Annotated in this window: 14 protein-coding genes; 10 read left to right on the top strand and 4 right to left on the bottom strand. The window is 41.5% G+C overall.

Annotation, left to right across the window (positions count from 1 at the left end):
* Positions 1–13: 13 nt before the first annotated feature.
* Positions 14–823, top strand: coding sequence for a type II pantothenate kinase (coaW, locus tag AC1DOV_RS28555; RefSeq protein WP_441881939.1), 810 nt, complete (start codon positions 14–16; stop codon positions 821–823).
* A 124-nt stretch (positions 824–947) separates the two neighbouring features.
* Positions 948–2,390: a serine hydrolase domain-containing protein gene (locus tag AC1DOV_RS28550; protein WP_477551641.1), complete on the top strand. Its 1,443-nt coding sequence runs from the start codon at positions 948–950 to the stop codon at positions 2,388–2,390.
* Positions 2,391–2,475: 85 nt separating this feature from the next.
* Here the strand turns inward: AC1DOV_RS28550 and AC1DOV_RS28545 are convergent, their stop codons facing one another.
* Positions 2,476–3,258 (bottom strand): phytanoyl-CoA dioxygenase family protein, encoded by a 783-nt coding sequence (locus AC1DOV_RS28545; protein ID WP_441881944.1) that lies wholly within the window; start codon positions 3,256–3,258, stop codon positions 2,476–2,478.
* A gap of 116 nt (positions 3,259–3,374) precedes the next feature.
* Between AC1DOV_RS28545 and AC1DOV_RS28540 the strand changes: the two genes are divergently transcribed.
* Both AC1DOV_RS28540 and AC1DOV_RS28535 read left to right on the top strand, forming a co-directional pair.
* Positions 3,375–4,253, top strand: a complete 879-nt coding sequence (locus AC1DOV_RS28540) for a helix-turn-helix domain-containing protein (protein ID WP_441881947.1) — start codon at positions 3,375–3,377, stop codon at positions 4,251–4,253.
* A gap of 105 nt (positions 4,254–4,358) precedes the next feature.
* On the top strand, positions 4,359–4,667 hold the full coding sequence (locus AC1DOV_RS28535; RefSeq protein ID WP_339208444.1) for a hypothetical protein: 309 nt from the start codon (positions 4,359–4,361) through the stop codon (positions 4,665–4,667).
* Between the two features lie 102 nt (positions 4,668–4,769).
* Here the strand turns inward: AC1DOV_RS28535 and AC1DOV_RS28530 are convergent, their stop codons facing one another.
* A complete protein-coding gene (locus AC1DOV_RS28530; RefSeq protein WP_477551640.1) occupies positions 4,770–7,808 on the bottom strand; it encodes a family 43 glycosylhydrolase in 3,039 nt (1,012 codons plus the stop codon).
* 231 nt (positions 7,809–8,039) lie between these two features.
* Between AC1DOV_RS28530 and AC1DOV_RS28525 the strand changes: the two genes are divergently transcribed.
* Complete coding sequence (locus AC1DOV_RS28525) at positions 8,040–8,408, top strand: DUF4180 domain-containing protein (protein ID WP_475448452.1); 369 nt, start codon at positions 8,040–8,042, stop codon at positions 8,406–8,408.
* A gap of 45 nt (positions 8,409–8,453) precedes the next feature.
* Here AC1DOV_RS28525 and AC1DOV_RS28520 read toward each other — a convergent pair whose 3' ends face one another.
* Positions 8,454–9,332, bottom strand: a complete 879-nt coding sequence (locus AC1DOV_RS28520) for a DMT family transporter (protein WP_441911789.1) — start codon at positions 9,330–9,332, stop codon at positions 8,454–8,456.
* Positions 9,333–9,480: 148 nt separating this feature from the next.
* On the opposite strand from AC1DOV_RS28520, the gene AC1DOV_RS28515 reads away from it, so the two are divergent.
* The 5 genes from AC1DOV_RS28515 (at position 9,481) to AC1DOV_RS28495 (ending at position 12,916) form a co-directional block, all read left to right on the top strand.
* The gene (locus tag AC1DOV_RS28515; protein ID WP_339208447.1) at positions 9,481–10,359 is read left to right on the top strand and encodes a LysR family transcriptional regulator; all 879 of its coding nucleotides are present in this window, start codon (positions 9,481–9,483) and stop codon (positions 10,357–10,359) included.
* 101 nt (positions 10,360–10,460) lie between these two features.
* The gene (locus tag AC1DOV_RS28510) at positions 10,461–10,988 is read left to right on the top strand and encodes a GNAT family N-acetyltransferase (protein ID WP_477551639.1); all 528 of its coding nucleotides are present in this window, start codon (positions 10,461–10,463) and stop codon (positions 10,986–10,988) included.
* The gene (locus tag AC1DOV_RS28505) at positions 10,981–11,742 is read left to right on the top strand and encodes a hypothetical protein (protein WP_477551638.1); all 762 of its coding nucleotides are present in this window, start codon (positions 10,981–10,983) and stop codon (positions 11,740–11,742) included. The genes AC1DOV_RS28510 and AC1DOV_RS28505 overlap by 8 nt, the downstream gene beginning before the upstream one ends.
* A 39-nt stretch (positions 11,743–11,781) precedes the next feature.
* Entirely contained in the window at positions 11,782–12,165 is a 384-nt protein-coding gene (locus AC1DOV_RS28500; RefSeq protein WP_477551637.1) for a nuclear transport factor 2 family protein, read from the top strand.
* Between the two features lie 43 nt (positions 12,166–12,208).
* The gene (locus tag AC1DOV_RS28495; protein ID WP_477551636.1) at positions 12,209–12,916 is read left to right on the top strand and encodes an aspartate/glutamate racemase family protein; all 708 of its coding nucleotides are present in this window, start codon (positions 12,209–12,211) and stop codon (positions 12,914–12,916) included.
* 156 nt (positions 12,917–13,072) lie between these two features.
* Here AC1DOV_RS28495 and AC1DOV_RS28490 read toward each other — a convergent pair whose 3' ends face one another.
* Positions 13,073–14,998 (bottom strand): glutaminase domain-containing protein, encoded by a 1,926-nt coding sequence (locus AC1DOV_RS28490; protein ID WP_477551635.1) that lies wholly within the window; start codon positions 14,996–14,998, stop codon positions 13,073–13,075.
* Positions 14,999–15,120 lie beyond the last annotated feature (122 nt).

Raw genomic sequence — 15,120 nt, 5'->3', positions numbered from 1 at the left:
ATGACAAATCAAGATGAATATTGGAATTGATGCTGGCGGGACACTTATCAAAGTCGCATATATGAAAAATGATCTGCTCGAATTTGAAAAGTTTCCTATTGCTGATTTGGAGCATGTGGCATCTTGGATAAACGGATTAGATAACATTAAGATCTGTACGACTGGCGGTAAAGCCACTTTTTTGAGATCGTTATTAAGTCAAAAAGCTGAACAAATCGTTGAATTTGAAGCAACATCGAGTGGTGTGCGACATCTTCTTGCAACAAGTGGAATAACGGAGGAGTCATACATATTAACGAATGTTGGCACCGGAACTTCAATTCACCATATAGACAAAACCGAGCAGCAGCGCGTCGGCGGTACCGGGGTCGGTGGCGGCACCATGATGGGGCTATCACAGCTGCTTACAGGATTAAATGACTATGACAGCATTGTACCTTTAGCTGCTAAAGGTATACGAGATCGTATAGATTTGAAGGTAAGTCAAATTTATAAGGGGACAGTGCCCCCTATACCAGGAGATTTAACAGCCAGCAACTTCGGGAATGTTGACCCCATGGTATCGAAAGCAGATTTGGAAAAAGAAGAACTACTAGCTTCTGTCATTGGAATGGTAGGGGAAACGGTGGCGACCGTTAGTGTTCTTGCGGCTGGACAATGCGGCGTATCCTCTGTCGTATTCATCGGTTCGTCGTTTATTCGAAATGAATTTCTTAAAGATGTGGTACAAAGCTATACGAGGCTTAGAGGGGCAAATCCTATATTTCTCGAAAATGGGGAGTATTCAGGTGCCATCGGCGCTTTGCTGCATGTGAGTAAATAAACTCAGCTAGTAAGTATGTTATTTATGGAAACATGGTTCAACGAGACATCTATGATAGCGCTAACAAAAGTGCTTGCCAGTCCTCTGAAGTTGCAGTAAGTTAGTAGTATAAAGGAGGAATGAAATGATGGAACGGACTACACTTCATTTACCCAGAAGTCAGCCGGAAGCACAAGGAATACCCTCCGCTGCTGTAATTGCCTTTTTAAATACTGTAAAAGAAAAAAAACTGGAACTGCATAGTCTTATGCTGCTTAGACATGGACAGGTAGTAGCAGAGGGATGGTGGAAGCCTTATGCATCAGATATTCCTCATATGCTGTTCTCGCTTAGCAAGAGCTTTACCTCAACTGCCATGGGTCTCGCTGCTGCTGAAGGGAAATTGTCGTTAAACGATGCGGTTGTATCGTTTTTTCCGGAAGATGTTCCAGCCGAGATAAATTCTAATTTAGCTGCGATGGAAATCCGTCATTTGCTGATGATGGGAACAGGCCATGATCAGGACACAACAAGTAAGCTTCAGCAGTGTGAAGATGGAAATTGGGTCAAGGCGTTTCTGGATGCTCCTGTTGAGCATGCACCTGGTACACATTTTGTCTATAACAGTGGGGCTACATATATGCTGGCAGCCATACTGCAGAAGGTGACTGGTCAAACGCTCCTTGAATATTTGCAGCCGCGGTTGTTTGAACCGCTTGGCATTGAAGGTGCGACATGGGAATCTTGTCCTCGGGGAATCCATGTTGGTGGGTGGGGGCTAAACATTACCACGGAGGATATTGCTAAGTTTGGCCAGCTATATTTGCAGAAAGGCTTGTGGAATGAACAGCGTCTGCTACCGGAAGATTGGGTTGCTGAAGCAACGTCAGCACAAATATCCAATGGAGACGGTGGAGTGAGTGACTGGGCGCAAGGTTATGGCTACCAGTTCTGGCGATGTCAACACGGAGTGTACCGCGGTGACGGTGCATTCGGTCAATTTTGTATCGTCATGCCGGAGCAAAATGCGGTGCTGGCAATGACAAGCGGTACAAATGATTTGCAAGGTATTCTGGATGTGGTCTGGGATCACTTGCTCCCAGCAATGGAATCTTCGTCACTTCCTGCAAATCAGGATGCATATTCGAAGCTTGCGGATGAATTGCAGCAGCTAGCGCTACCGCTGCCGCAGCTGCCGCCGGATTCACCATTGGAAGCCATCATTGACAGCATTGAATATACGCTCGAACAAAACGAACCGCTTTGGAAAAGCATTTCTATATCCTTCGAGGCTAATAAAGCCGTCGTCCTTCTGAGCAAGGAGGATATTGAATATACGATTAAGCTTGGTCGAGGTGCCTGGGTAGAGGGAACGACGCCTCTGTTTCAGGGAGAATATCAACGCTTCGTTGGCAGCTTTGCCTGGGAGCAGGAAAACACGCTTCAGTTGACCTTGAGGTTAATTGAAACGCCTTTCTCTATTCATGTCCACATTCTATTTGATGGGGACAACATTGTATTAAGTCAAAACTCAAATGTATTAGCTGAAAAGTCAGAAATTCGGGGACGGAAAACGGAAGTGAAATAGTTAAAAGCCGCATTAAATGCGGCTTTTTTTTTTGAGATAACTGTGATTAAGTAACATTATTGAATAGTAGTTTGAAATTTATCTTTTATGCTAGCTTCGGGAACAATCCCCCTTGTATGCGGTCTCCAGCTGCTAGACCCAATCCTTCCGTACAGCTGTGCGGCTTTCCGCTAAATATTGTGCCATCCGGCATGAAAATAATAGCAAGCGCGCGCCGCGGTTTATCGGTATGATTGGCATTCGCATAATGGAACGTCAACCCGTCATGAAAGGTACAGCTTCCGGCTTTCATACGCACGACTACCGCAGTGTTTCTATCCACGTCTTGAGCTCCTGCATCGGCAAATATATCATTTGGAGCAACTAAGTCGATGCTTTTTAAATTTTTTATTTTTTGCGATTTTGGAACAAACATCATACAGCCGTTGTTCTCATCCACATCATCCAGCGCGATCCAAATAGAGAATGCTCCGCTTTCCTGCATCGGCCAATATGGCCAATCTTGATGCCAAGGCGTTGGCTTGGAATCATTCGGCATCTTCAAAAGAGCATGATCATGAAATAAACGGATTCCTTCAAATCCAGTAAGCTGCTTGCCCATATCTGCAAAACGATTGCCTAACACGAACCGGGCCATCCCACCATGATCTCTCCATGTGTTTACACGCTGATTCAGCACTTTGAAGTAAGAGCCGCCAGCTTGGTCCGTCTGAATGGAGCGCCCTGTAGTATCACTCATTGCTTCTTCCAAATACGTCCTCAGTTCTTGCAGCTCGTCCTCGGAAAGCACATTATCCACTTGAACAAAACCGTTTTCCCGATAAAAAATGATTTGCTTTTCAGTCAAAACCCTCTTATCATTCAACATAACCATTCTCCCTTTTATATAAAGTTCTTAGGTTTACTTTACGATAGGGAGCCGTTCGAATTCTTGGATGATCTACAAAAAAAGTAGGACGATCTGCTAAGGAGGATGGGCTTGAAATGTCTATTCTAAATGGAAATGCATTTTTCGAGGACAGAGAGTTTCCTTTTTTTATACAGCGCTATCAAATTAAAAAAGGTGAGGTCATTCCTGCGCATACACATGATTTTGTTGAGCTTGTGTATGTGGTTAAGGGCGGAGCGCTGCATGAAATGGCCGATCAACGATATCCGCTAGCAACCGGTGATGTATTCGTCATCGAGCCGCAAACCTATCATGGCTACTTTAATACCGATGGGGAAGAAACGATCGTATACAATCTGCTATTTGAGAAGCAACTGCTTCAGAAGGAATTGGGCGTCCTGCTGCAAATACCCGCCTTCATCAATTTCTTTTATCTCGCTCCTTTTCTAAGGAAAAACGCCTCTTTTGTACCGTATATTTCATTGAACGAGCATCAGCGGGGGCAATTGGAATTTCTTCTCCAAAAAATTCACAAGGAGTTTTATGAAAAGCCGGTAGGTTATCAGCTCGTCATAAAAACAAATTGGATCGAGTGTTTGGTATTGTTAAGTCGTTATCAGGATAACAACGAGAACAATACTAATAGTCCGCTGCCGAAAGAGGAATGGATGAGTTCTATTTTGCATTTCGTAGAACAAAATTATCGACAGCCGTTATCGTTGAATCAGCTATCCCAAACCTGCGGCATGAGCGTATCATCCTTCACCGCAAAATTTAAGAAAGCGACAGGCATGAGCCTCATGGACTACAAGCATTCCCTTCAAGTCAGGCATGCTTGCGAATTGTTGAAGGATCATCGCAACAAGGTTGTACATGTCGCATATAGTTCCGGATTTCAAGATGTCAGCTTCTTCAATCGGATTTTTCGCAAACACATGAGTATGACGCCAAGACAGTTCCGCAATGGATTGTAGCGTTATTATGGCGGAATTGGTTGAATATCTGGAAGCAAGAGTGTAAGGTTAATGTTGCTGGACTAACTGGCTGATCAGCATAAGAACAATAGTGGAGGTAACTTTATGAGTCAACGCTATAGAATTACAAGGACAATGCAAGAGCAGAACCATTTGGAGCAAAACATATCTTTGGAAGAGTGTAAAAGTTATTTTGCTGCCAAACCTGATTTTTCGTATACATCCGTTTTCACTGTAAAAGGGGAAACTACGATGTCTATTGATGGTGATTTTTTTATGTGGAGCTATGGCGATATCACAATCCCGTTCAGGCATTATCAGGGAGATATATATGTGTCCGGAACGAATGAAGCCGTGATCCCTAAGATGATTGAGGTTGCGAGCGAATTGGGTGCGGACGTGGTGGAAGGGTAAGAAGCAATATTTTATGTAATATCGTGAAAAATAAAGCCTCCTATCCGTAAAGTGATTTTACTGGCAGGAGGCTTTTTTTAATTGATGATTGAATGGATAACTTTATTGTACAATCGTTTTTGCAATAAAGGCCAGATCAACAATATCGATGACGCCATCATGGTTGATATCTGCTTTTTTGATCGCATTCCAATCAGGGCTAGTTGAATTTTTGCCATAGCTGGCTGCTGCAATACCAAGATCACCAACGGTCACTTTTCCATCTGAATTCGTGTCTCCTGATGTTGGGACATGGACTGCGTTTTTAAATGCTTGCAGTGCTTGATTCAAGGCGGTAACCGCTTGATCAATTTCCGCTTGGTTTACAGCTTTATCGGCTGCTGCTTTGGCTGTATTAATCGCTACTTGCAAAGCGGCTTTGGAACCAACAGGGTATTGTCCTGGCGAACTGCCTTCTACAGCTGCTTGAACGGCTGCCTCTGATTGTGCAATTAAGGCGTTCAAAGCTTCTTTGTTCAGCTCAATCGTGCTCGTGACTTTAACATTATGCGTGACAGGAGCAAGTGTCGTCTCCACGCCTGCTGAATTGGCAAGCTTCGCTTGCGAGAGTGTAATACTCGTATTAGATGACTCTTTAATCGCTTTCCAGTTTAATTTAAGCAATTCTCCATCGGCGATGACAGCATGATCTGCACCTTGACTTGCAAGCAAAATCCGAATTTGTCCGGGAACGTCCGTTTTAGAATCAATAACGATAAGACCATTCTTTATGGACTCCGCCGAAACAAATGCGAGCTTGTCGGCATCATAATCAAATGTGAGATCCTGAGCATAAATGGCATCCTCTGATTTAGTCGACACATGCGTTAACCCGTAATTTACTTCGAGGCTTTCACCTAATGAAAGGTGTGAAGCACCTGTAAGTGTCCCCGTTAATTCGTCTTCAGCAGGGGGATTGAGGTTAGGAACATCGGCTTTATACATCGTCAAAAAGTCCAAATTCACATTGCCAATCGAACCATTATCAATACGATAACTGATCACATTTTTGCCAGCCTTTAAGCGTAAACGCTCAGAAGCGGTAAACCATTCATCCCAGCTGATCGCCGTTTTATCTGGGCCAATCGTTTTTACTTGTATGCCATTTACATATACATTGATGTTTGCTCTTGCGGGCAACTGTGTCGTAGGATTATTTGTAGATTCACCATCGACCTGCACACCATAAGCGTATCTAACACCCACGATGTAATCACCATCTTCAGCTGCATTCACTACAAAACTGGCTTCTGCACCAGCTTTTTTGGGCAGGTTAATATAACCCGTTCCTTGATAATTTGCATGACTGTTGTCTTTCGTAATCTCACCATAAAGAATAGCATCTTCAGCTTGATACATATCTCCGAGTCCTAAATCACCAGAAGGCAAGTCCTGCCATTCATATGGCGATACAGGGATACCGAAATGAGGTGTTCCATCTGCATTCCAACCAAATTTTTGAATATTGACCTGCCGCCACCAGTTGCGCCCAGTATCTTGATATACGCGCGAATGATAAATCATCCAATCTTCCTTGCCATCTGCCGATTTGACAAAACCTGCTCTGGCAGGGCCGGAAACATCATCTGTAGCAACGAAAACATCATTTGTGCGCGTCCAAGAATCCGGGTTCAAAAAATCGCCATCGGTATTCATAAAATAAGATAAACGATAGCCATTTGATGCATAATCACCTTCGGACATGGTAATAAATGCTTTCCCATCCTTTTGCAATACACGAGGGCCTTCACCGCCGCCGCCTGGCAGGAAGGAGCGGTCTGCTGTAATTGTATAGGGGTTATCCATTGGAGCAATTGCAGGGCCAATGGGTTCGCCGGAGCCTAAAGTGCCCCAAACTGCATACAGTTGTCCTTTGTAGTCGAAGACCGTGAAATCATTGGCTTGTTTATAAACACCGTTTTCACCTGCATATATGGCGCCTTTATCTACGTACGCTCCTTGCGGGTCGTCCGTCACAGATTCCAAAACCGTTGCCATATGCTTGTAATCAAACTCTTTTAAGTCAGCGCAATAATAGATATACCATTTGCCATCAAAGAAGAAGAGCTCAGGTGCAAAAATCCGAGTTTGTGTTCCTTGGGAATCGAATACCATAATTTTTTCGCCTTGGTCTAACAGGGTACGAGACTTGGATACATAAACTTTATTGTTGGAGTCTAAATTGCTTGAAGAAACAAAGTAATAAAAACCATCTTTGTACGTTACAAAGGGGTCCTGTCCTTGATACAGCGGGTTGTTAAATTTATCAGATACGGAGGAGCTAGTAACTCCCATTTCTTTCATAAAGTCAGAACGGGCAATCGATACGGTCTTTATTGCATCATCGAGCAAAGCAACCTTATCTAAATCACTAATTTCTTTGTCATCAATAGTGGCAAGAAGCTCTGTCGCAGTTATTTTAGCAGCGTTTAAGTTGTTTACTACGCTTTCTGCTACTTTGTCTGCAAAGTTTTCTGTTAAGTAATCTACCTTTTGAATTTCTGCGGTCAAATCAGCTTTCTTAGTCGTGAGTACACGATCTGTAGGCAAATAAAGTGCTGATTCTGGCACGACCTCTCTGCTTTGGCTAGCGCTTTCCCATTCCATCTTAAGCCAAGTGCCTCCCCAGCCTTGCAAGTATTCAACTTTAATATCGTAATGTTTGCCTGCTTCTAATGAAATAGAGGTGCTAACTTGTGGTTTTTCCCATGCTTGCTGCCAGAAGTCAATGATCAATGCTCCATTAACCCATAGTCTGAAACCATCATCACCAACCATATGGAAGGTGTAGTCTTCTGAATATTTTGGAACGATTGTACCTGTAAAACGTGCTGTATTAAAATCGGGGGTTCCTGAGAGCTGATTGAAAATGCTTGCAAAAGAATCGCCGTTTAGATTGGAGACCGCTCTTTCTCCTCGAAAATCATTAAAATTAAAAATAGTAATATCTTCACGATTGTTAGGGTTCTTTTCACATTTAAAAAACTCGCCCAGCAATCCGTGACCGTCCACTACTGCATCAGCAGCACGAGCATTTGCGGGTATAACAATCGTGCCTGCAAACACAAACATGGCCAAAAGTATTCCTAGTACTCTTTTCATCGTTAAGCCTCCTGATTTCTCATTCTTATCATGCAAAGTAGGGAAGTATTGCTCCATAGCTGCTTCTCAAATTACCTCCTTTTCTCGTCCTATTGATTGCTTCAAACTTACCATTTTTTATCGATTATAGATTTGTAAAATACGGGCTTTTTTTGCGTTTTTCTGCCCTTTTATTTATCAGATGGAGGGTATGTGTTAAAGTATGGAATATTAGCGAAAGGTGGAGTAATGATGGAAATCGAAATTGATCAGAAGGGGAATTCCAAAGTTGCAATTATAGAGAGCACAGAAATTGTTATAAGCGACGTGCAAGGGGCACTGGACTTGATGGCAACTGTGAATTATACAGATGGCTGCCATAAACTATTGATCCACAAAGCGAATATAACAGAGGAATTTTTTGATTTAAAAACAAAGCTTGCCGGGGAGATTTTGCAGAAGTACACGAATTATCAAGTTAAAATCGCAATCGTTGGAGATTTTGATGGTTATGAAAGCAAAAGCTTGAAGGATTTTATTTATGAATGCAATAAGGGGAAGCAGGTTTTCTTTCTAAAAGATAAACAAGCTGCACTCGACGCACTGCACAATGTCAATTAATGCTATAAAGAAAAAGGCAGCCAAGGGTAATTGGCTGCCTTTTTCTCATGAAACAGCTAATTGCTTCTGTTTCTTATTGCTACCGTGCCATCCGGATACGAGAACACCGAGTAATACAAGCGCTGCGCCGATATAACCTTTGAATGGCAATATTTCATTGATGAATACAAACCCGAACAAGGCTGCAAACAGCGGTTCGAGCGAAAAAATAAGCCCGGTTCGGATAGGAGTCGTATATTTCTGAGCTAAGGGCTGAACCACATAGCCAAATGCACTGCACACGATACTTAATACGAGTACGGCTACCCATCCTTCTGATGTATTAGGAAGTTTGGGCGTTTCGAATAGAAAAGAGAAGAACAAGCCATAAGCACCTGCGAATCCCAATTGTAAGATGCCTAAGTTCAATGTATTCGTTGTTTTCGCCGCAGAATCGGTAATTAGAATATGTATGGCATACAATAGAGCCCCCATCATACATAAGAAATCTCCCGGATATATTCGCAGCTCGCTGTTTAATGTAAGAAATCCAATACCTATAATAGCAAGGCAAACCCCAATGACGAGGCTAAGCTTAAGTTTTTTCTTGAACACGGTGACATAAATTAAAGGGACAAATATAACGGTTAAGCTAATTAAAAATCCGGCGTTAGAAGTTGTGGTCGTTTTTAGACCAAACATAATGCCTGTAAATACACCAAATAATAATAATCCAAGCAATGCTGCATATTTTAACGTCTTCAGATCGGTTTGACGCAAGCTTTTGTGGAAGAGGGCGGCCGATAAAAGGAACGCAAACCCGCAGCGAAGAGCAATCAAATTAAATTCTTCAATTGAATTCAGCCCCAGCTTCATAAAAATGTAGGATGAACCCCAACATAACGTAATCATTAAAATAAGAAAATCGGCTTTCAGCGGCTTCAATCTGTACCATCCTTTGTTTAGCAAGTGTTAGTAATCGAACTGGGTGGATACCAAGTACTAACACAGTATACTAAGGAAGGATTAACAAGTATATTGAATGTTTGTTATGATATACATTAGTAAACCTCATGTTAAAGGCGGGCTATCGATGAGTATTAATAAATACGAAGTTTTCATGAAAGTAGTTGAACAAGGGAGTCTGACAAAAGCTGCTGATCTGCTAGGATTCACGCAATCGGGCGTAAGTCATATGATCAAAAGCTTGGAAATAGAATTGGGTTTTGCCCTCCTGCTCCGAGGACGGTCGGGGATAAAATTAACGGCAAATGGAGAGCAGATGCTAAAGCCAATTCGTGAAATATTAAACTGGAACGAACAGTTGAAACAGGTCGTGTCATCAATCCATGGTTTGGAGGCAGGTACGATCCGTATAGGCACCTTCACCAGCGTATCGGTTCATTGGCTTCCTGGCATGATTAAGCAGTTTCAGAAAGAGTATCCGACCATTGAAATTAAGCTGATGGAAGGCGACTATCAGGAAATAGAAAGCTGGATTGAAGAAGGTCAAATTGACTGTGGCTTCATATCTATTCCAACTCGCGGCACATTTGAGGTTATTCCTCTAAAGAAGGACCGAATGCTGGCTATTTTACCGCTGGATCATCCTCTAAGTGAGCTGTCCTATTTGCCATTAGCCAAACTCGAAAATGAACCGTTCATCATTTCGAGCGAAGGTTCTGATTATGATGTCAGGCGGGTTCTAGATCACGCATCGATTAAACCCAATATTAAGTTTTCGTTAGGGGATGATTTTGCGATTATTGCCATGGTGGAGAATGGGCTTGGCGTCAGTATCCTCCCTGAGCTTGTTCTTCAAGGGCGCGACCATAAGGTGTGCGTGATGGAACTAGAGGAGCGCAGCTACCGTTCACTCGGAATTGCCGTCCAATCCATGAAAAATGCATCACCCTCCGCAAGGCGATTCGTAAATTATGTCCAGCAATGGTTGGAGAATTGGGAGCAATAAGAACTGGGCTGACCGCACGAAAGAACAGGAAGATAGTAGAGTTTAAAGGGATTTCATAGTAAAATATACTAAAAATTAAATAACCAAGGGGGTTGCTGAATGTGATCATTGAGACGGAACGGTTAATTTTAAGAGATTTTGTAACCAATGATTTCGAAGATATACATGTGTATGCATCGAATCCGGTCGTAGTGAAGTACATGTTATGGGGACCAAACTCGAAAGAGGATACACAAAGCTATATGAATATGATAGCCGATATGCAAAAGCAACAGCCTCGACTTGGTTATGAACTCGCAGTGGTCATGAAAGAGAACAATCAGTTGATCGGTGGTTGTGGAATTCACATCATCAAACCTTCACAAGGAGAGCTTGGTTATTGCTTTAATCATAACTATTGGGGAAGTGGCTTCGCATCAGAGGCTGCGGCTGCCTTGCTTGAATTTGGATTCCGTGAGCTCAATCTTCATCGAATATATGCAACCTGTCGCCCAGATAATATTGGATCGGCTAAAGTGCTGCAAAAAATAGGGATGAAATATGAAGGACATATTAGGGAGCATATGCGCCATAACGAAAAATGGCATGATTCCTATCAATATTCCATTTTAGAAAATGAATATGTCTAGAAGGCTGCTGACTATAGTATTAGCTGTATTGTTAATGATGCTTGTTTTCTATTTTGTAAATGGTCGTGATCAGGCTAGTCAGAGAGAGATTAACGATGCAATGGATATCGTTCGTCAGGATTGTAAGTTATGGTGTCTCGACTCTTTAACTACTTTTCAATATGTGGGCAAATATAATGGTCCTTCACGTAAACGAAATTTAGTTATTGAATTGGAAAGAAAAAAAGATAAGCTGCCAGAAGCTAGTTATTATGTCACTCCAGGTACGAAGAATTTTATGAAAATTATACACAACTGGCGAACAGCAGCCATTGATGATGGCAGCGCTGCTAAAGCTAAGGAATATAGTGATTTAGACTATACACTTATCAAAGAGAAAAATAGGCTTAATCTAACTTCACAAATCATGCACATAAGCACAAATAGTGAAGAATTAGCTATGTATCGTGGTAAATTGATAACGTTATTCGGTACTCCTTTAATTGAGACGGATGATGATGAAAATGCTTATTCGTATTTATTTGAGGCTAAGGATCATGCAAACAACAAGTGGTTGTTTACAGCGTATCAGGGCCCTTCGGGTTTTGCCATCGGAGGCGACCCTAATCAGAAAGATAGTAAAGCCGCAGCCGTTGCATTTGTAGACGACCTAAGTAAGCTCGATCCTGCTGACTATGAACGTATTTTAACTAACCACGATTTTGATTCTAAAGTCATATATGGCTGTAAACAAAAAAAGTGTTATTCGAAATGAGCGATGGGTGTAAGGCTAAAATGTGAGGTGACAATGATCATGGTTAGTGAAGCGGATAAAGCAATCATTAATAATTATGTTGCTGCTTATAATTCATTAGATGTAGCGGGAATGGTTAAGTTTTTGCATATCGATATTATATTCAGGAATGTTTCCAATGGCGAAATTAACACTGAAACCAGAGGTATACAAGAGTTTATACAATTGGCGGAAAAATCCTCAAAGATGTTCTCTAGCCGCTGTCAGACAATCATGAGCTATCATGCTGTAAAGGACAAAGTAGAAGTGCAGATTGATTATGAAGGAACACTTGCTGTTGATTTGCCTAACGGATTAGGCGCAGGAGACAAAATACAGTTAAAAGGAAAATCAATATTTGGGCTGGTAGACGGAAAAATTTTTATGATAGAAGATTATAGTTGAAGATAATTGCTAACAGAATAACATTCATTGGAGGTGCTTCACCGTGAAGACAATAGGTCTGATAGGCGGCATGAGCTGGGAGTCATCTGTGCTTTATTACCAAACCATTAATCAAAAGGTAAAAGAAAAGTTAGGGAAACTTCATTCTGCAAAAAGTATCATGTATTCAGTAGATTTCGAAGAAATCAAGACTCTCCAGGAACAGGGGAAGTGGGACGAAGCAACTGCGATCATGATTGATTGTGCACAAAAACTAGAATTATCCGGAGCAGAGTTCATTATTATATGTACGAATACGATGCACAAAATGGCCAAAGAAGTAGAGGATGCGGTATCCATCCCACTGCTTCATATCGCAGATGCAACAGCAAATGAGATAATTAAAGATGGAATAAAGAAGGTTGCTTTGCTTGGTACGGCTTTTACAATGGAACAGCAATTTTACAAGGGAAGACTAAGCGAAAAGTTTGGGCTTGATGTCATTATTCCTAATGAGTCAGAACGAAAGATTATACATGATATCGTCTATGAAGAGCTTTGCCTTGGAATCATAAACGAACAATCCAGAGAATCATATTTAAAGATCATTAATCGTCTTAGTGAGCAGGGAGCAGAAGCTATCATTCTTGGGTGTACAGAAATAACACTGCTCGTATCGCAAGAAAATTGCACTGTCCCATTATATGATACAGCAAGAATTCATGCGGAGTGTGCAGTTGACTTTGCTTTAAGTGAGGAGATTTTCCGCTAACGTTCAGAGTTGATATCATCAACTTATGACATTGGTATGGCTTTTTCACGACTATCTAGTGCATATGGAACATCATATAAACAATCAGATATTAAATTAATGCAAATGGATGAAATGGAAAAGGCGACCGCTAAGGGTCGCCTTTAATTATACGATCTACTTGATTTTACAAATCTCTTTATCCATAAGCATTTTAATAAATAATCCGCCTTGAACGGTACGGTTTTGGAAGCCTACCATCTTTGCAGTGCTTGTTGAATACCAATCGCTCATTGGAACGCGGCTCTCTGTTTTATCATATGCATGCCAGAGGCGGTCTACAATGGAATTGAAATCTTCCTTATTGTCGCAGAGCGTCGCACTCCAAACGATCCAATCCGATTTGGTGTAAGTGTCACGATTATCAAGCATGAGGCCAAACTCACCTGAATGTTTCTCCAAATAGGCTTTAGTCTCAGCTTTAAATGTATCTTTAGGGAACAATTCGAGACCGAATAATTGATCCCATACCGCATTGTATTTCATGCTGAAGGAATCAGGACGGTCAAATGCTAAACGGTAGGTTCCGTCTTCATTAGCAGCCATGACGAGCCAGTTATCTATCATTCCTTTTGCAACATTCATTAATTCCTCTGACTTTTTCTCGTCTCCAGCCATACGATTTAGAATCGCAAAGCTTGCGATACCCATAATAGCCTTAATCGATAAGTTACAGTTATGCGCGAGATGCCCTGCAAAATCATCCGTACACAGCTGGTTGTCAGGATCTACACCATTGTTGATTAAATAATTGCACCATTTCTCAAGATGGTCCCAGTTCTCTTTGGCAAAAGATACATCATTCTCCGTGACCGCAACAGCAGCTGTGCAAATCAGCATATTTCCACATTCTTCAACGGGCATTTGCCAAGTAGGGCATGTGCCGTGACTATAGACTTGGCCGTTAACGAGTGGATAGGTTCCCGCATCGTGTGGTGCAAAATCATAATACCAAATATCAGTAGCAGCGTATTTAAAAATAGGGCGCAGCATCCCCTTAACGAGCTCTGGGTTGTAAATCAAAAATTGCGGTATGGATGGATACGTAACGTCTACCGTAGCTGCACAGCCATTGCTGAAATTTTCTTTGGATATAAAGAGAACGTTTCCATCGATATCCGCACAAACCTTATGACCTGCAATAGCTTGTCTGTAGGCTAAGGATACTAGTTCCGCGTACTTCTCGTTGCCTGATTCTGCAGCTTCTGCAAATAGAGTGGATGAGAACTGTTCACACTTTTCAAATAGGTTGTCGTACTCAGTTAGAGCCTGCTTCAAGGCATCTTCGATGGTTTCACCGTCTTTTTTCCAATAAGCATTAAGCGGCTCATTAAAATACTCAATTGCTTTGATGTCATCATATGCAACAGCAAAAAGCGCATTTGCGTTTTCACCTGTATTTACAGGGATAGACAGCTCAATGTTATGGCTTACCGTACCGTATTCATGTGTATTGGCTACATCGACGACAGAAGCCTTTTCATGATTAGAAGCGAGGTATAAATAACCCCAGTTAATTCTAAGATCATCACCAGCTCTATTTAAAACATTTTGAAATTTGCTTCCAATCTTGCCGCAGGTAAAATCCGGCTCGCTAATATCTTTGTAATCGACTGGGAATTCATATTTAAAGTTTTGACATAACTCATCATCGACATTTATTTTTATAGTCACATCATGTGCTTCGCCATTGTTAGATTCGGCTTGTACATGAATATAAGACACAGGTCTAGACATAAGCTTTAAATCATCCATTAAAAGAGGGGTAGTAAACGTAACGAGTAAATGGATTTCATCAGATGTAAAACGATATTTGCTGGATAATGCATTAATATCTACACCTGTTTGTTTCATTTTTATACCATTATCATTGCTGCCCATAAAACAATATTCTTTTCCGTTAACCACAGCGGTACCGACTAATTTATGAGGTTGGCCCGTCCAATGTTTGGTATCAGCTTCATTCAGTTCGTTAGCCATAGACCAAACAGAAAAATAAGGATCTACAGTTATAAGTGGGACAGCTGGAGCTCGCATAATCATAGTAATTCCTCCTAAGTTAGATGAAAATGAATGAAATGCAAAACGATTGAATAATGTTATCTGTTGCTGTAATATACAATTTATCATACAAATTACGGTCTGATAATAGAAGTTATCACAAT

The sequence above is a fragment of the Paenibacillus sp. 01T47 genome, from assembly GCF_056398245.1.
Note: the sequence above shows the minus strand (reverse complement) of the source record. Positions and strands in the feature narration are given on the sequence as shown.